The organism is Corynebacterium sp. HMSC22B11 (assembly GCF_001815965.1).
GTDB lineage: Bacteria > Actinomycetota > Actinomycetes > Mycobacteriales > Mycobacteriaceae > Corynebacterium.
Map to the genome: position 1 here is coordinate 46,120 of NZ_KV823491.1, position 17,574 is coordinate 63,693.

Genomic DNA, 17,574 nt, shown 5'->3' on the forward strand with positions numbered 1-17,574 from the left:
GTGGAGCGCGGGCGTGAAGCGGGCCGGCCAGCGCAGCCACGGCGCGCTAACGAGACAAACCAACCAGCCGAATAAGGGCCCCTACGTCACTCGGCGTCATTACCCAAATCGAAACAGTGTGAGCTTGGTTACATTTTCTGGGTTAACTCTAGGCAACCTGGGAAATACATGCCATACTCCTTGATGTAACCGCGAAGGCGGTGGGGGAACAACAGCCTACTCACGTTGATGTTATGGCGCTTTAGCCATGCCATAGCGCGGGTATCGCAGTGCCACTTTCCTGGCGTGCATGTTCGTTCCACACCGCCCGACCTGCCCTTACCCGCGATTCTTCGCACCCCGCTGCGTTGCACCACGGCTCCGCGTGGCCATGTTCGCTCCTCCCCCGGAGCACTATCGACGACACCATCGGCCCCGCGCACATGCTGCCCACCGGCGGCAAAAGCCAGTAGCCATTGGAGTGCCCCAAAGAATCGCAGTTAACCGCCCGTTAACCTTTCTGCCGGTTCCCCGCTGGCAGAAACCTCCGCCAGGCCACCCCGTGGCGTGCCGGACCGCTACGACCGCCCGATAGGCATGAAAGGACTTGATCATGGATTGGCGCCACAAGGCTGTATGCCGCCAGGAAGACCCCGAGCTGTTTTTCCCAGTTGGCAACTCCGGCCCGGCCCTCGCCCAGACCGCGAAGGCGAAGCTGGTGTGTAACCGTTGCCCAGTGACCACGGATTGCCTCACCTGGGCAATCAGCTCCGGCCAGGACGCCGGTGTGTGGGGCGGCATGTCTGAGGACGAGCGTCGCGTGCTGAAGCGTCGCAACAATCGCGCTCGCACCCGCGCCCGCGCGAACGCTTAATAGTTCCCGCTGCCCCTGATTTCCGCTGCCCGCTGCTGGGCGGATAGACTATAGCGGTTAAATAATTTCATTGCCCGATCGCTGCGCCGGCTACTCCCCTGAGGAACGCTGGTGCACATGCTTTAAGGAGAATTCATGAGCAAGCGTGGCCGTAAGCGCAAGGACCGTCGCAAGAACAAGGCGAACCACGGCAAGCGTCCAAACGCATAATGCCGATCACCCCGCGCTGGGGTGTCGCTGAACGGGTCCGGGAGGAAACTCCTGGGCCCGTTTTCTTATCCCCTATCCCTGGGATGCGCGGTAGACCACCCTCAGCTGGCTGGTGATGCGGCTGCGCAGCTCCACTGGCGCGACTTGGGTGCAGCGAACCCGCAGCAGTTGGCGGATTTCGCGTTCCACGCCGAGTTTCTCCACGCAGCTGGGGCAGCTGTCGAGGTGCTGCTGCAACTGGGCTCGGAGGCTCTCATCGCATCCGCCGTCCACATATTCATAGAGGACGTCCACGAGGTCGCGGCATTCGATGTCGCGCCGAGGGGTTCCTGCATTCGGCTCAACGTTGTCACTCATTGCGCTTCTCGCCTATCCCTTCGCCTTGATTCCTTCTTCGACGCCGATGCCGTGCTCCGCGGCGACGTCCTTCAGTTTCTTGCGCAGCGCCTTCCTGCCCCGGTGGAGGCGACTCATGACGGTCCCGATAGGCACGTCGAGAATCTCCGCGATCTCCTTATAGGCGAAGCCTTCGACGTCGGCGTAATAGACCACCATGCGGTAGTCCTCGCTGATGTCCATCAGCGCGTCGATGATGCGCTGGTCGGGGATCCGTTTGAGCGCCTCGATTTCCGCGGAGGCGAGGCCGTCCGGGGTATGGGACATCGCGTCGGCCTGTTGCCAGTCGGTCATGTCCTCCGCGGAGGATTCATAGGGTCGGCGCTGCTGTTTGCGGTACTCGTTGATGTAGGTATTCGTGAGGATGCGGTATAGCCAGGCCTTGAGGTTGGTGCCGGGCTTGAAGGACCGGAAGGCTTGGAAGGCCTTGATGTACGCATCCTGCACGAGGTCCTGCGCATCGGCGGGGTTGCGAGTCATCCGCAACGCCGCACCGTACAGCTGGTCCAGCAGCGGTAGCGCGTCGCTTTCAAAGCGGGCGAGCAGCTCCTCGTCGGGCTCCTCGGTGCGCAGTGTGGCGGCGCGCTGGGGGCTGGGGGAACTCATGTTCTCCTCTCTGCTGGGTCAATTCTTGCAACGTGGTGTGGAACCATTCTATTCCCCGCGCAACGAATGCTCCGCTGCGGTCCAACCCTTAACGGCCCCTTTAAGGTTGCCTAAGCCAGTGTTCCAGGGCCTGCACCCCTTCGTGTGACTAAGAACACCGCCCGAACTGCACTTTTAGGGGTTTTGGTAAACAATCCCGATTGTTTGCTCACCCTGAGGGGAGTATAATTTTTGCTGCACTCTAAGGGGATTTTGCACTTCAAGCGTTTCCACGCTGCGGATGCAGTTTTGACCTTAGATAGACCCGATTGTGCGTTTCCGCGCTTCGGATGCACCGGGGCATCTCAGTTTTTAAGGAAGGACCGGGGAATGAACTCCTCTCAGAACAGGGTTCCGCGGCGTCACGCACGCACTGGCGTTGCTGCACTGTCCGCCATCACTCTCGCGCTGGGTTCGCTCAGCATCTTCTCTCACGGTGATCTCACGCCTGAGGCCACCGCTGCCACCCTCAGCGGTGGCATCCGCGACAAGTCCGGCGCGGTGGAGAAGGATGCCCAGCAGGCGTCCGACCTGCCGGCCGGGTCGTGTGTTGTTACAGCGACAAACAAACCGGATGGTAGCCAGGCTGGTTTCAGCTGGAACACCCTGGAGCCGAGTGAGACCAGCCCCGACAAGACCTTGTGGGGCTTAAGCGTCTCCTTTGATAACTCGAAGGACCGCACATTCGCCGATTGGTACTTCACCAATGGCGCGAACCTTGGCGACTACTTGAATACCGGCGAAGTGCCTTCCATGGAGGCTGGCCAGATCTTCCTTGACAAGAGCGTCACTGACAAGGCCGACGAAAGCATTGACATTACTGCTTTTCGCACACAACGAAACCTGAATCTCTACGCAGAACTGACCGATGAGAAAGTCAAGCAGTTCGCTTCGGCCACTGCCGACAATCCCGTGCGCTACGCCTGGCAAGGCAATTACAAGAAGGACAATCCTTCGGGTGTGCTGCAAGCCACACAAGGTTCCAGCTCGGAATTCAGCGCTACTGTAAACCCGTGGCCGAGCGAGAATATTGAATGTAACCCGATCACGGTGTCGTGGGAGAATCGGGAGAAGCTGGTCATTAGGCCCGGCGAGAAGCTCAAGGTCGGCAAGATCAACGTTCCCAAGGTGCAGAACGGCGGCACGGACGATTCCCTGTCCCGCATGGTCGTGGAGGCTTACGACGCGCAGGGCAACTTCATCGGCACGAGTGACACCGACGCTTCTGGTGGTGGCACGTCGAGCGTAAGCATTGACCAGGACACCGGCGAGATCTTCTACACCATGCCGGCGTACAAGGGTACGGACCTGAGCGACCAGCAGGGTATGCGTTTTAGCGTGCTTGCTAAGCCGCGTACCGTTGACCAGTTGCAGGCTGCTGCTCGCAACAACGCCTTTGGCGGCGGCGGGGTCTTCGACAGCTCCAACTCGCTGACCCGCTACAACCAGGCGAACGTTATTGCCAACCACCAGTGGAGCTTCGACGACACCCAATTCCACGACCCCAAGTATGACCCTGCCCAGCAGGCCATCATCTCCGGTGTAGAGGGCCCGAACGGACCTGTTATCACGGAGCGCCAGGTTATCAAGTTCCCGCAAGCCGGTGACAAGATCGCCAATCTGGTAAAAAAGCGTGAGGACGGTGGCGTTGAAGCCGAGGTCAAGCTGGATAAGCAGTTCGTATACTCAGGCTGGGACGCCAAACTGGATCGCGACACCTACGAGGTCACCGTCACTGCACCGAAGAACCCAAACCCGGGCACCTTTGCGCAGCCTCGCATCATTGTGACCTACTCTAACGGCTCCCGGGACGTCATTCCTCTGCTCGTTGTTGTGGACCCCAACAACACCCAGGTCACTACGCTGGTCAGCCCTGGAACCACCACGGGCATTCCGGGTCAAGGCATGGACGCTCAGCTGACTGTGGAACCCTCCTTTGAGGATCGCGACCCGGTCCAGCCAAAGTCCTATGAGGTGGTCGAGGGCACCGTTCCTGACGGTTGGAAGGTCACCGTGGATGAAAACGGCAAGGTTACCGCGACCTCGCCTGTGGGTGCACCGAACTTCTCCACGATCACACCCGAGATCAAGGCTATCTACCCTGATGGTACGACCGATACTGTCAAGACTACCTTCCAGGTTATCAACAGTGTGAAGGTGCCGGACTACGCCGCAGTCTCTGGCCAGGTTGGTGAAGAGGTATCGCTCCAGCCAGTCATGCCTCCGGTGGGTCAGGGCGGCAAGGAAACGGACGAAGAGCCGAACCGCTACACCTTCGAGGATGGCACCACCGAGTACAAGGCCGGTGAGTGGACTATCAAGATTGATGAGAACACCGGTGTCCTATCCACCACTATCCCGGATGATGTTTTCCCGGGTGCGCAGCTGACCGTGCCGGTGAAGGTGCATTATGCCACCGGCGCAAACCCGCAAATCACCACCGGCGCCATCAGTGTGATCGGTAACAAGTCGGGTGAGGATACCGCGCACTACCTGCCGAAGCTGACCAAGGCAGGGGACTCGGTTACTTCCGATTTCCAGAGCCTGCTGCCTGACCCGAAGCTAGCCAAGTTCAAGCTGCCTGATAGGAAGACCTGGCCGAAGGGCTGGGAGTTCAGTATCGACGAAAGCGGTACTGTTACAGCAACCCCGGATTCGAACATTCCGAACGGTGAGGCTGTCTCCATCCCAGTACATGTCATCTACCCGGATGGCTCCACGGCTGAGGTACCAGCAGACTTCACTGTTGTCGGTTCGTACTCGCGAATCAACCAACCAACCTACCCGACGGTAAACGGCAAGATCGGAACCACGGTGACAAGCCAGGTTGACCGCAAGAATCTGAGCGACGACTCGGAGCCACGCTTCTCCCTCGTGACCGACCCGAAGGACCCGGACTACATTGCGCCGCCGCGTAACCTCACCTGGGACCAGGTGAAGATCGATCCGGAAACCGGTGAGATCACCACGCCAATTGGTAAGAACGTTCTTCCGGGCTCGTCTGCGGATATTCCAGTTCGTGTGACCTACAAGGATGGGTCGAAGGACTTCACCATCGCTACTGTGGTGGCACAGGGCGCGCAGCGTCAGATTTATGAACCGAAATATGAGCAGAAGACCACCAAGCCAGGCGAGGGTGTCGCCTCCTCCATCACGGAAGATACGAAGATTCCTGAGCGTGATCTGGCTACAGAGCCGTCGAAGCGCTACTCCGTGCCGGAGACCGTCGACGGCTGGACTGTCACTATTGACGAGGCCGGTATCGTCACGGCTACACCGCCGAAGACGGCCAAGGCCGGCGACGGCATCCAGGTGCCTGTGACCGTGACCTACCTCGACGGTTCTCAGGACACTGTCTTGGCGCCGTTCAAAGTGAGGGAGTCGCAGAATGATGTATATGAGCCTTCCTACTCCGTTCAGGATGCGGCCCCGGGCGAAGAGGTGAAGCGAAACGTCAATCGGAATAACATTCCGGATGGTTCGACCTTCTCCTTCGGCATGGACGGCGACAAGCCGAAAACTGAAGACACCGTTGACGGATGGAAGTACAAGATCGATCCCGCCACCGGCGAAGTTTCAGTGACCCCGCCGGCAAACGCTAAGCCCGGCGATAGGCGCAAGTACCACGTCTCCGTCACTTACCCTGACGGCTCGATTGATGAGGTCCCTGTTGGCACCGTGGTCAAGCTGACCAACAAATGGGAGGCTAACCCGACGTATCCTGAGGAGACGGTGTACCCGGGCGGGTCCGCCAAGCTACCGCTGGATCTCGACAAGCCGGAGAACGTCAACGTCGCGAAGGAAAACCCATACAAGTTGGGCGATGTTCCTACCGGCTGGAACGTCAGCATTGACGACAATGGCCAGGTCACCGCAACCGCACCCGCGGATGCGAAGCCAGGTGCCCAGGTCAAGATCCCGGTTACCGTGACCTACGAGGACGGCTCTACCGATACCGCTTACGCTGTCGTAAACGTTGTTGACGTTCCAACCCGTGAAGCTCCGTTCAAGGTCGAGTACAAATACGACAACACCATCCCTGCTGGCGAGTACAAGGTAGAAACCAAGGGCGAGCCGGGCAAGGAGAAGATGAACAAGGACGGCAAGTGGGAGCGCGTCGTCGATCCAGCAACTGGCAAGCCGATGGATCCGGTCAACGAGGTCGTCATCATCGGTACCAAGCCTGCCGAGAGCGCCAAGGAAGTCACGTGGACGTTCCCGATCCCATACCCGACTGAGATCAAGGCTGACCCGACGCTCAAGCCGGGTGAGACCAAGGTCATCCAGGAAGGTGTAAACGGCGAGCGGACTTACACCGCCAAGTTCACCGCCAAGGGCGACGATGCCTGGGTGAGCGAGGAGAAGGTGGCCAAGGAACCGCAGACCCGCATCATCCACTATGGACCGGGTATCGAGGATCAGACGCTGACCAGCACGAAGACCCAAGAGGTCCCGTTCGAGATTGAGTACGTCTACGACGACACGCTCGCGGCTGGCGAGTCGGTCACCGAGGTTGTTGGCGAGCCGGGTGAACAGACCATCACTTCTACCCAGAAGATCAAGGACGGCAGGCCGGACGGCGAGCCGAGCATCAACATCGAGCAGACCAAGCCACCGAAGAATGCCAAGATCCGCATCGGCACCAAGACCACTGGTACCAACACTGAGACCGTTGAGTCTGAGGTTCCGTTCGGCGTGAAGATCGAGTTCGATCCGACACTGCCTGCCGGCGAGTCCAAGGTGACCACCAAGGGTGAGCCGGGCGAGAAGACTGTGACGATCACGCGCGACATCGTCAACTCCAAGCCGGGCGATCCGCAGATCTCTGAGGAGATCACCAAGCAGCCGGTCGATCAGGTCATCAAGGTCGGCACCAAGCCGTCCGAGGCGTCTTCAAAGGTCACCTGGACTGCCCAGGTTCCGTTCAATGTTGTGACCCGCCCGAACTCGGAGCTGAAGCCGGGTGAGATCAAGGTCTTCCAGAAGGGCGTGCCTGGTGAGAAGACCTACACTGCTGACTTCACCGCTGTGGGTAATAACGCCGAGGTAAAGGCGGAGGAGAGCCAGACCAAGGATCCGGTTGACGAGATCATCGAGTACGGTCCGACGCCTGAGGATCAGACGGTCACTGGTACTGAGAAGCGGGTCATCCCGTTCGAGACGACCATTATCACTGACCCCGACCTCCCGGCAGGTCAAACGGCGATCACCCCGGGTGAGAATGGTGAGGAGACCATCACCTCCACGCAGGAGTTTAAGGATGGCAAGCTCGTTGGCGAGCCGAAGATCACTTCGGAGCGCACCAAGGAGCCGAAGAACCAGATCATCCGCGTGGGCACCAAGACCGAGGCTGTTTCCACGGATGTCGAGTGGATTGAAAAGACCCCGTATGAGACCGAGATCCGCGTGAACCCGGCTCTGCAGCCAGGCGAGACCAAGGTTATCCAGGAGGGCACCCCTGGCGAGGTCAAGCACACCGTCAAGGTGACCGTTGATAACGGCGAGGTGAGCAAGCAGGAGTCTTCTAAGGAGATCAGCAAGCCTTCCCCGCGCATCATCGAGGTCGGCCCAGCTAAGGGCATTGAGACCGAGCTCACGGACAAGCACACCGAGGTGATTCCGTACGAGACCATCATCGAGTACGACCCGAACCTCGAAGCCGGCAAGATTGAAGAGGATCAGGCTGGCGTGCTCGGTGAGAAGGAAGTTTCCAAGACCTGGAAGCTCGTCGACGGCCAGCCGGTAGGCGAGCCAGAGACTTCCGAGACGGTGACGCAGGAAAAGCAGGATCGTAAGATCCGCGTGGGCACCAAGTGCGACTGCGAGAACCCGGGTGACAACCCAGGTGAGGATCCGGGCGACAACCCAGGCGAGGGCCCTGGCGACAACCCTGGCGGCGACAACCCAGGTGACAACCCTGGGGGCGACAACCCAGGCGGCCAGACCCCGGGCGACAACCCTGGCGGCCAGACCCCTCAGGATCCGAAGGACCCAGAGAACCCGAAGGATCCAAAGCCAAACGATCCTTCGGAGCCGGGCGACAAGCCAGGTGGTGGCACCCCGGGCGACAACAAGCCGGGTGAGCCAAGCAAGCCAGGCGACAAGAAGCCGTCCAAGCCGAACAAGCCGGGCGACGAGAAGCCAGGTAAGCCGTCCGAGCCGAACAAGCCGGGCGACAAGGAGCCAGGTGAGTCCGAGAAGCCGAGCGAGCAGCCAGCCGCTCCGGGCAACTCGGGTGGCAGCTCCGGTACCTCCGGCAGCTCTGCCCAGCAGGGCAGCCAGCCAGAGCAGGCCGAGTCCAGCAGCCAGTCCGCACTGGCACGCACCGGCGCAAGCATCGCCATGCCGGCAGGGATCGCAGCACTGCTGATCCTCATCGGCACCGCGCTGATGACTCTGCGCAAGCGCCTGTACTAAACAGCGCACCCCGGGCCAGCGTTGAGGCCATCACACCTCAACACTGACCCGACATAGAAGCGGCGGGAGCCGCGGGGAACACCCCGCGCCCCGCCGCTTCCGCATTCCCACCCCACAAGAAACGCACTACCTAAGCAACAACACGGCACAACCCCACCCCAGCAGCACGGACACGCCCTGCTCCTGCAACACCCGCTCCCCTGCCTCGCGCCGCTAATTCCGGGCAGGCAAGCCCCGTCCTCACCCCACCCCTCAACCCCTGCGCATCGGACTACCGGCCGATCAAATGCGGCCCATTATTAGCCACATTGCCGACCGCCTTATCCGCCTTCTCGCTCACCAGGCCACCCAACCCGTGCTGAGGAGGTGCCGCAGCCATCGCGCGCAACGTCGCCTCGTCACCTTCGAGCCAACGGCGCACCTCATCGGCCGCGCCGTCCCCGCGAGCCACGCCGCCACCGGCGCCACTCCCCTCACCCGGCACCAGCACCCGCGGCATCCGGTGATGCAGCCACTCCAGCTCCGGGGTGGCCGCCGTGGTCACCATCGTCGCGTACACCACCCCATCCACGGCCTTACACAGCCCAGCAATGAAGATCGGCTCCCCACCCGCATGCGTGAACCACGGCTGCTTCCGCCGGTCCCCCGGCGCGGGATCCTCATCGGCGGTCCACTCGTACCAGCCATCCATGATAAACACGCACGGCTCCGAGCCCGCGAACGTCGGCTTGTCGAAAGCCGTCTCCCCGCGCGCGTTGAAGACCGGCTTCGGCGGATAGCCCCACACCGCCGGCCCGAGCGTCGGCACCCCGCGGAACGGCCGCAGCACCGGCACCGTGTGGGTGGGCGCGATGTTGTAATTCTCCCGCGCCCCCTCCCCAACCATCGCGACCCGCTGCTGCCCGGTCCGGCGCCGCACCGCACCAACGAGCTGCTCGGGCGTGCTGAAAAGGACATAACGGCCACACATGGGACCCATTATCCCCAAAAAATGAGAGACTAGAGCCATGTCGACTAGCACCCACCCCGCCTGGCCCGCCCCCACCGCACGCGGCCCCGTCACCGCGACGGTGCCCGTTCCCGGTTCCAAGTCCATCACCAACCGCGCGCTTGTCCTCGCAGCGCTCGCCGACGGGCCGGCCACCATCACCAACACCCTCATCAGCCGCGATACGAACCTCATGCTCGACGCGCTGCGCACCCTCGGGGTGGGTGTCGAGGTCTTGAGCTCCGAGGGGGCGGCCGCCACCGTGCGCATCACCCCGCCCACCCAGTTCACCGGCGGGCACATCGACTGCGGCCTTGCGGGCACCGTCATGCGCTTCGTCCCGCCCATCGCGGCACTCGCCACCGCCCCCGTCAGCTTCGACGGCGACCCCCAGGCCCGCCGCCGCCCCATGGACCAAACCCTGGATTCCATCCGCGGCCTCGGCGCCGGGATCGGCGAGGGCACGGACGCCACCGAGCCCAACGCGGAGACCAGCACCCTGCCCTTCACCGTCCTGCCCGCAGCTGCCAACACCGCGCAGGGCTCCGCAGGCCCCACCGCCCCAGCCGGCGGCGAGGTCCGCATCGACGCCTCCGGCTCCAGCCAATTCGTCTCCGGGCTGCTGCTGGTCGGCGCCCGCTTCGCCGACGGCGTGCGCATCGTCCACACCGGCGCGTCCGTGCCCAGCAAGCCCCACATCGACATGACGATCGACATGCTCGCCCAGGCGGGCGTCGTCGTCGAAACAGGGACGGAGGACACCACCGGCAACCCGACCTGGACAGTCCACCCCGGACCCATCAAGGCCGTGGACTGGGTGATCGAACCGGACCTTTCCAACGCCACGCCCTTCCTCGCCGCGGGCGCGCTGACCAAGGGCGCGGTGAGCATCCCGCACTGGCCTGCCGAAACCACCCAACCAGGCGACCAGATCCGCCCCATCCTCGAAGCCATGGGAGCGACCGTCACCCTGGCAGACGGCACCCTGACCGCCAGCGCCACCGGCCCCCTGCAGGGCGTGGACTGGGACATGGCCGACATCGGTGAGCTCACCCCCACCGTCGCAGCCCTGGCGGCCCTGGCCACCACCGAGACCCGCCTGCGGGGCATCGCGCACCTACGCGGGCACGAAACCGACCGCCTCCACGCCCTCGCCGCGGAGATCAACGCGCTCGGCGGGAACGTCGCCGAAACCGAAGACGGCCTGCACATCACCCCCGTCCCCCTGGCCGGTGCCCGCTGGCGCTCCTACGCCGACCACCGGATGGCCACCGCCGGCGCCATCATCGGCCTGCTGGTCCCCGGCGTGGAAGTCGAGGACGTCGCCACCACCGCCAAGACCATGCCCGGCTTCGAACACATGTGGACCCAGATGCTGGACGGCACCGACACCACCGCTGCCAGCGGCACCGGGGAGGCTTAAGCGATGGCACGCTACCAGTGGGATGAGTCCGACGTCCGCGTGCGCCCCAACCGCCGGGGGTCGCGGCCCCGCACCAAGCAACGCCCCAAGCACAAGGACGCCAAGTGGGGCATGGTGATCTCCCGCGACCGCGGCCGTTGGGGCGTGGTCCTCGACGAGACCGGCGTGGAGGTCACCTGCATGCTCGCCCGGGAGATGGGGCGCACCCCCATCGTCGTCGGCGACCGCGTCGGCGTGGTGGGCGATACCTCCGGGCGGAAAGACACACTGGCCCGCATCGTCCGCCAGGCCGAGCGCGACACCGTGCTGCGCCGCACCGCGGACGACACCGACCCCTACGAGCGCATCGTCGTCGCGAATGCGAAGAACCTGCTGATCGTCACCGCCGTCGCCGACCCGCCACCGCGGGCCGGGTTCGTGGAGCGCGCGCTGATCGCCGCTTTCGTCGGTGGCCTGCAGCCCGTGCTGTGCCTGACGAAGACCGACCTGGAAGACCCGGAGGCCTTCGCCGCCGAATTCCGGGAACTGGACGTGCCCGTGCACTACACCGGCACCAGCAACGAGCTCGCAGAGCTCGCCGAGGTCATCACCGGCGAAGTCTCCGCCCTGATCGGCCACTCCGGCGTGGGTAAGTCCACGATGGTCAACCGGCTGGTTCCGGACGCCGACCGGGCAACCGGGGACGTCTCCGGGGTCGGCAAGGGCCGCCACACCTCCACCCAGTCGGTTGCTCTGCCCCTTCCCAGTGGCGGCTGGATCATCGACACCCCCGGCATCCGCAGCTTCGGGCTGGCCCACGTGGACCCGGACACCGTGGTGCAGGTCTTCGACGACCTCCGGGAAGTCGTGCAGGACTGCCCCCGCGGCTGCACGCACCTCGGCCCACCAGCGGACCCGGAGTGCGCGCTCGACACCCTGGAGGGCGCCTCCGGGCGCCGGGCCGCCGCGGTACGCCGCCTGCTGACCGCCCTGCGCAGCAACAACGAGTGGGAGCTTCCCTTCGAGACGGAATAGCCCAGAGAAGGTCAACAGAAGGAACAAGCCCGCGCACGCTGCCTCAATGGCGGCGCACGCGGGCTCTGGCTTGTCGAATAGCGTCCGTAGCCCCCGCTACATCAGATCGACGAGCACCCCCAGCTCCTTGCTGTCGTACCAGCTCATGAGGTTATCCTCGCAGTCCCCCAGCGCGAGCTCCGCGTCCTCATCCCCCAGGTCCGCATCATCGATGCACTCCTTGGCTCGCTGCGTGGCGGCTTCCGCATCCTCGTCATCCGTGTGGATCGCGCGCAGCTGCGTCAGCTCCAGCTGAGCAGGGTCCACACGCAGCACGGAATCCCCGCCAGTCGGATCGGCGGTGAGGTTGGCGTCCGGAATATCCGCAGCCAAGACGACCCGACGGTTCGGGAAGGCCTCCTCGGCACCGGAGGCGTCCTCCGTCGCCAGCAGCCGCAACGACGCACGCGCGGCATCCAGGAAGGCCGTGTACTCCAGCTCCTCGTCATCCCCGGAGGTGTAGAAATCGCGCACCGCCTGCGTCAGCCCGAACACCGCCCCGGAACGGATCGGAAGCACCTGGTCGCGGGCGAAATCCGCGAGCATCGAGTGGGTCGCCGGGATGAAAACGCGCATCCTAGAACTCACCCTCCAGCTCGAAAATGTTCTGCACCTCGACGATCATCCGGTCGAATTGCTGGTAGTACACGCCGATCATGCCGGCCTCCACCGCGCCCTTGACGTTGATGATGGAATCATCCACCAGCACCAGGTCGTTCACGGGCAGCTCCAGGCGGCTCGCGACCTCCTGGAAGATCTTCTCGTCCGGCTTCTCGACGCCGACCTCGCCGGAAAGGACGACGGTGTCCACGTAGCCGTCCTTCTCCCACTGACGGATCGGGTCGGAGGAGGCGTCATCCGGCGCGTTGGAGACGATGGCCACGGCCAGCCCCTCCTCGCGGACAGCGCTCAGCAGCTTGCGCCAGCGGCGGCGGTCTTCTTCGGCTCCATCGAGCACACCATTATGGTCAACAACTAGTCCTCGCATGCCCTATATTCTGCCATTTTCCGCTACCGGTGCGCAGCCCTCGGCTACGCTGGGGCGCACAGGCTGCGCGCATCGGGGGGATGCGCGGGAGGCAGCCTGGGGACAAGGGGGAAAGATGACGAGCCCAACACTGACCAAAACGGCTAGCCACGGGGCTGAGACCAGCGCGTCACAAGAGGCCGCGCGAGGTGACACCGCGCGAGGTGAGCGGCATGGTGGCGGGGTGCAGCTCAGCGGAGAGAGGCTGCCTGCGAAGAAGCCGAAGAAGATCCCGCCGCTGGCGTCCAAACCGAAGCCGGGATATAACTTCCTGCGCATCCCTGCGGGGCTGCAGGCGGACGGGCCAGCCGCGCGCTTCCTCCGTGCACAAGCGCCGGCGGCGGCAATCGAGAGCGCCCCGCCGGCCGCTGCGCAGAGCACCCCGCAGAACACCGTGGACCTAGCGACGCTGAGCCGCTGGATCGTCCTGTGGTTGGAGGCGAGGGAAGGCCGCCGCGCCCCGATGAGCCTGCGGCGCGGGCCCTACTCCCCGGCCGTCATCGAGGACCTCCGCCGCGCCACCAGCCCCGCCACGGGTGGTGCCCGGCTGCTGCGGGTGCACGCCCAGAAAACCCGCTTCGGGCAGATCCGCTTCTCCGCCTCCGCGTTCTATGACGGTCGCGTGCGCGCCATCGCAGGCTTCCTCGACGACGGCGAAGGCCGACACGGTACCCGTTCCCCGCAACGTTCGCGGGGCGAGCTCCGTGCCGGCCTGTGGCGGGTGGAACACATCCACCTGATCTAGCTAGCCGCCGACGAGCTGGCCACCGACCAGCCGACCGCCGACCCGGGCGGCCAACCTAGCCACTGCCTTACTAGCCGCCGATGGTGTGCTCCGGCTTGGCGTTCTCGTCGCCGTCGCTCTCTGCCGGGTCCTCCACCTGGAAGGCTCCCGCCTGGGCGAGCTGGGTGCGCACCAGGAAGAGCTGACGGATCGTCTCCTCGCGGATGCCCTCCTTCATGCGGTTGAACATGTCGCCACCCTCGCGCTGGTACTCCACCAGCGGGTCGCGCTGCGCCATCGCGCGCAGGCCGATGCCCTCCTTGAGGTAGTCCATCTCGTAGAGGTGCTCGCGCCACTTCTGGTCCACGACGTTCAGCAGCACGCCGCGCTCCATGCCGCGCATCTGCTCCTCGCCGCCCATCTCGATGACGGCGTCCTCCAGCTTGTCGTACTGCGCGTTCGCGTCCGCCAGCACGGCCTCCAGCAGCTGGGAGGAGCTCAGCTCGCCCGGCTTGCCGTACTCGCTGCCGGAGATCAGGGACTCGTAGCTCATCGTCGGGCCGTACAGGGAACCCAGCGCCTGCCACAGCTCGTCCAGGTCCCAGTCCTCCACGTAGCCCTCGGCGGTCGCCGCGGTGACGTACGCGGTGATCGTGTCCTCCAGCATCCCGCGGATCTGACGCTGCACGTCCTCGCCCTCGAGGATCTGGCGGCGCTCGGCGTAGATCACCTTGCGCTGCTCGTTCATAACCTCGTCGTACTTCAGGACGTTCTTACGCATCTCGAGGTTCGCGGCCTCCACCTGGGACTGCGCACCCTTGATGGCGTTGGTGACCATCTTCGAGTCGATCGCCTCGTGATCCGGGATGTTCAGGCGAGTCATCATCGCCTCCATCGACTGGCCCACGAACCGGGTGATCAGGTCGTCGCGCATGGAGAGGTAGAAGCGGGTCTCGCCCGGGTCGCCCTGACGCGCGGAACGGCCACGCAGCTGGTTATCGATGCGGCGGGACTCGTGGCGCTCCGTGCCCAGCACGTAGAGGCCACCGGCCTCGCGGACCTCCTCAGCCTGCTTCTTGGACCTCTCGCGGGCCTTGATGATCTCCTCATCCCAGGCCTCCTGGTAGGCCTCCGGGTCCTCCACCGGGTCGAAACCACGCTCACGCAGATCCTGGTCAGCAATGATGTCCGGGTTACCGCCCAGCACGATGTCCGTACCGCGGCCGGCCATGTTCGTCGCCACGGTCACCGCACCCGGCAGACCAGCGCGGGCGACGATCTCCGCCTCCTGCTCGTGGTACTTCGCGTTCAGCACGTTGTGCTTAATGCCGCGGCGCTGCAGCAGCTTCGACAGGTACTCGGAACGCTCCACGGAGGTGGTACCGACCAGCACCGGCTGGCCCTTCTCCACGCGCTCGGCGATGTCCTCGGCAGCTGCCTCGAACTTCGCCTCCTGCGTCTTGTAGATCAGGTCCACGTTGTCGACGCGCTGGTTCTCGCGGTTCGTCGGGATCGGAGCCACATCCAGCTTGTAGGTCTGCTTCAGCTCCGCTGCCTCGGTCTCCGCGGTACCGGTCATGCCGGACAGCTTGTCGTAGAGGCGGAAGTAGTTCTGCAGGGTGATCGTCGCGAGAGTCTGGTTCTCGTTCTTGATCTCCACGTTTTCCTTGGCCTCGATCGCCTGGTGGATGCCCTCGTTGTAGCGGCGCCCGTCCAGGATGCGGCCGGTGAACTCGTCGACGATCATGACCTCGCCGTCGCGGACGATGTAGTCCTTATCCCGGATGAACAGCTCCTTCGCCTTGATGGCGTTGTTCAGGTAGCTGACCAGCTGGGAGTGCTCCGGGGCGTAGAGGTTATCGATGCCGAGCTGATTCTCGACGAACTCGACGCCCTCCTCCTTCACGCCGATGGTCTTCTTCCGCTCGTCGACCTCGTAGTGGATGTCGCGGGTCAAGCGGGGCGCGATGCGCGCAAACGCGGTGAACCACTGGGAAGAGCCCTCCACCGGACCGGAAATGATCAGTGGGGTGCGGGCCTCGTCGATAAGAATGGAGTCGATCTCGTCGACGATGGCGTAGTGGTGGCCGCGCTGCACCAGGTCGTCGAGGGAGTGCGCCATGTTGTCGCGCAGGTAGTCGAAGCCGAACTCGTTGTTCGTGCCGTAGGTGATGTCCGCGTTATAAGCCTCGCGGCGCTCTGCCGGGCGCTTCTCGGAGAGGATCACGTTGGTGCTGAGCCCCAGGAAGTGGTGGACACGGCCCATCCACTCGGAGTCACGCTTCGCCAGGTAGTCGTTCACGGTCACGACGTGCACACCCTTGCCCTCGAGGGCGTTGAGGTAAGCGGGAAGTACACAGGTCAGGGTCTTACCCTCACCGGTCTTCATCTCCGCCACGTAGCCGAAGTGCAGCGCGGCACCGCCCATGACCTGCACCTTGTAGTGCTTCTGGCCAAGCACGCGCCAGGAGGCCTCACGGGCGGTGGCGAAGGCCTCGAGCAGGATGTCGTCGAGTTTCTCGCCGTCCTCGAGACGCTTCTTGAACTCGTCCGTCTTCGCCCGGAGATCCTCGTCGCTGAGTGCCGAGTACTCATCCTCTAGCTCGAGAACCTGATCGGCAATCTTGTCGAGCCGCTTGACGGCACGACCCTCGCCCCAGCGCAAAATCTTGGATAGTCCTAGCACGACCTGCTCGTCCTTTTCTTCGTTTTCTACGTCTCGTACGTTCGTTGTCTAGCTTCGACGCATGATCAGCCCATCATTCTACTCTGTTGAATGGGGCTGACGGCAACACATAAAAACTCGGGGCGGCCACACGGCTCTAGGCTTCGTGGCCACCCCGAGTTCAGGAGTTATCCGCTAGTTGTTTTCCGGCTTCAGCGTGATGAGGCCGTAGTCGAAAGCGTGGCGGCGGTACACCACGGAAGGCTGCGAGTTCTCCTCGTTGACGAAGAGGTAGAAGTCGTGCCCCACCAGCTCCATCTCGCTGAGCGCCTCGTCGACGCTCATCGGCTTAGCGGAGTGAGTCTTAGAGCGCACGACCTGACCCGGCTGGAACTGATCCTCGTACGGGTCGACGTCGTACTTGCCCGGCTGTGCCTCCTCCTGGTGCGGCTTTGCCTCCTCGACCAGGGCTGCGGTTGCCTCGCCCATGCCGACCGGCGCGCGGTGGCCGGACTTCGGGGTCTTGCGGCGTACCTTCACCTTGCGCAGGGAGCGCTCCATGCGGGCCAGTGCGACCTCGAGCGCGGCGTAGAAGGAGTCCTCCTTCGCTTCGGCGCGGGCGATGTGCCCCTTGCCGGACGCGGTGATCTGGATGCGATCGGACTCATCCGCGCGGCGTGGGTTGTTCTCGTGCTTGAGCTCCACGTGGAAGTACGTCAGGGTCGGGTCCAGGCGCTCGATCTTGGCCAACTTCGTGTTGACGCGCTCTGCGAAGTGCTCTGGCACCGTGACATTGCGACCGGTGATCTCAACCTGAGCGTTCGGCACAGCCTGCTCCTCAGCCTGGAAATCAGCCTTCTTGTTGTCGGTCGACATGCTCACCCTCCTGGTTCTTTCGCTTCAGACCAGCGGCGGAATTACCGCTGGCTGGTAACGAATGCTTCACCCGCAACTATACCGATCCGCCACCCCGGCTGCAGCGTACTCTCAAACCCCTGGTGGAGCTTTTTCGCTATGCGTGGCAGACCGTCAGCGCCGCCCGGACGCGCACGCCTCGGGCCGCCAGTGCCAGCGTCAGCTGGGCGATCGTCGCCCCGGTCGTGCAGACGTCATCCAGGACCAGTACCTCCCCTCCCGCACGGTTGAATTCCGCCAGTTTTCGGACGTCACCTC

The 17,574-nt window shown here is 63.6% G+C and carries 13 protein-coding genes; 6 read left to right on the top strand and 7 right to left on the bottom strand.

Features of this window, described 5'->3' with window-relative positions; all coding sequences use genetic code 11:
• The first annotated feature begins 592 nt into the window (after nucleotides 1-592).
• Both HMPREF3088_RS04980 and HMPREF3088_RS10870 read left to right on the top strand, forming a co-directional pair.
• The gene (locus tag HMPREF3088_RS04980; RefSeq protein ID WP_012359749.1) at nucleotides 593-853 is read left to right on the top strand and encodes a WhiB family transcriptional regulator; all 261 of its coding nucleotides are present in this window, start codon (nucleotides 593-595) and stop codon (nucleotides 851-853) included.
• A gap of 135 nt (nucleotides 854-988) precedes the next feature.
• Complete coding sequence (locus tag HMPREF3088_RS10870; protein WP_012359748.1) at nucleotides 989-1,063, top strand: 50S ribosomal protein bL37; 75 nt, start codon at nucleotides 989-991, stop codon at nucleotides 1,061-1,063.
• 72 nt (nucleotides 1,064-1,135) lie between these two features.
• Here HMPREF3088_RS10870 and rsrA read toward each other — a convergent pair whose 3' ends face one another.
• Nucleotides 1,136-1,420: a mycothiol system anti-sigma-R factor gene (gene rsrA / locus HMPREF3088_RS04985; protein WP_070758702.1), complete on the bottom strand. Its 285-nt coding sequence runs from the start codon at nucleotides 1,418-1,420 to the stop codon at nucleotides 1,136-1,138.
• A gap of 12 nt (nucleotides 1,421-1,432) precedes the next feature.
• The gene (locus HMPREF3088_RS04990) at nucleotides 1,433-2,065 is read right to left on the bottom strand and encodes a sigma-70 family RNA polymerase sigma factor (RefSeq protein WP_070758703.1); all 633 of its coding nucleotides are present in this window, start codon (nucleotides 2,063-2,065) and stop codon (nucleotides 1,433-1,435) included.
• Nucleotides 2,066-2,434: 369 nt separating this feature from the next.
• On the opposite strand from HMPREF3088_RS04990, the gene HMPREF3088_RS04995 reads away from it, so the two are divergent.
• Nucleotides 2,435-8,521, top strand: coding sequence for a G5 domain-containing protein (locus HMPREF3088_RS04995; protein ID WP_083317328.1), 6,087 nt, complete (start codon nucleotides 2,435-2,437; stop codon nucleotides 8,519-8,521).
• Nucleotides 8,522-8,792: 271 nt separating this feature from the next.
• On the opposite strand, the gene HMPREF3088_RS05000 is transcribed toward HMPREF3088_RS04995, so the two are convergent.
• Nucleotides 8,793-9,491 (bottom strand): SOS response-associated peptidase, encoded by a 699-nt coding sequence (locus HMPREF3088_RS05000; RefSeq protein WP_070758717.1) that lies wholly within the window; start codon nucleotides 9,489-9,491, stop codon nucleotides 8,793-8,795.
• 37 nt (nucleotides 9,492-9,528) lie between these two features.
• Between HMPREF3088_RS05000 and aroA the strand changes: the two genes are divergently transcribed.
• Both aroA and rsgA read left to right on the top strand, forming a co-directional pair.
• A complete protein-coding gene (aroA, locus tag HMPREF3088_RS05005; protein WP_070758704.1) occupies nucleotides 9,529-10,932 on the top strand; it encodes a 3-phosphoshikimate 1-carboxyvinyltransferase in 1,404 nt (467 codons plus the stop codon).
• A 3-nt stretch (nucleotides 10,933-10,935) separates the two neighbouring features.
• Nucleotides 10,936-11,946 carry a ribosome small subunit-dependent GTPase A gene (rsgA, locus tag HMPREF3088_RS05010; RefSeq protein ID WP_070758705.1) on the top strand — a complete coding sequence of 337 codons (1,011 nt, stop codon included), beginning with the start codon at nucleotides 10,936-10,938 and terminating at the stop codon, nucleotides 11,944-11,946.
• 96 nt (nucleotides 11,947-12,042) lie between these two features.
• Here rsgA and HMPREF3088_RS05015 read toward each other — a convergent pair whose 3' ends face one another.
• Nucleotides 12,043-12,561, bottom strand: a complete 519-nt coding sequence (locus tag HMPREF3088_RS05015) for a DUF6912 family protein (protein WP_070758706.1) — start codon at nucleotides 12,559-12,561, stop codon at nucleotides 12,043-12,045.
• A 1-nt stretch (nucleotide 12,562) separates the two neighbouring features.
• Nucleotides 12,563-12,973 (bottom strand): HAD family hydrolase, encoded by a 411-nt coding sequence (locus HMPREF3088_RS05020; protein ID WP_070758707.1) that lies wholly within the window; start codon nucleotides 12,971-12,973, stop codon nucleotides 12,563-12,565.
• Between the two features lie 115 nt (nucleotides 12,974-13,088).
• Here HMPREF3088_RS05020 and HMPREF3088_RS05025 point away from each other — a divergent pair, with 115 nt between their 5' ends.
• Complete coding sequence (locus HMPREF3088_RS05025) at nucleotides 13,089-13,757, top strand: hypothetical protein (protein WP_246818060.1); 669 nt, start codon at nucleotides 13,089-13,091, stop codon at nucleotides 13,755-13,757.
• Nucleotides 13,758-13,827: 70 nt separating this feature from the next.
• On the opposite strand, the gene secA is transcribed toward HMPREF3088_RS05025, so the two are convergent.
• Together secA and hpf are read right to left on the bottom strand one after the other, a co-directional pair.
• Nucleotides 13,828-16,422 carry a preprotein translocase subunit SecA gene (secA, locus tag HMPREF3088_RS05030; protein WP_070758709.1) on the bottom strand — a complete coding sequence of 865 codons (2,595 nt, stop codon included), beginning with the start codon at nucleotides 16,420-16,422 and terminating at the stop codon, nucleotides 13,828-13,830.
• Between the two features lie 174 nt (nucleotides 16,423-16,596).
• Nucleotides 16,597-17,277 carry a ribosome hibernation-promoting factor, HPF/YfiA family gene (gene hpf / locus HMPREF3088_RS05035; protein ID WP_070758710.1) on the bottom strand — a complete coding sequence of 227 codons (681 nt, stop codon included), beginning with the start codon at nucleotides 17,275-17,277 and terminating at the stop codon, nucleotides 16,597-16,599.
• Between the last annotated feature and the right edge of the window lie 297 nt (nucleotides 17,278-17,574).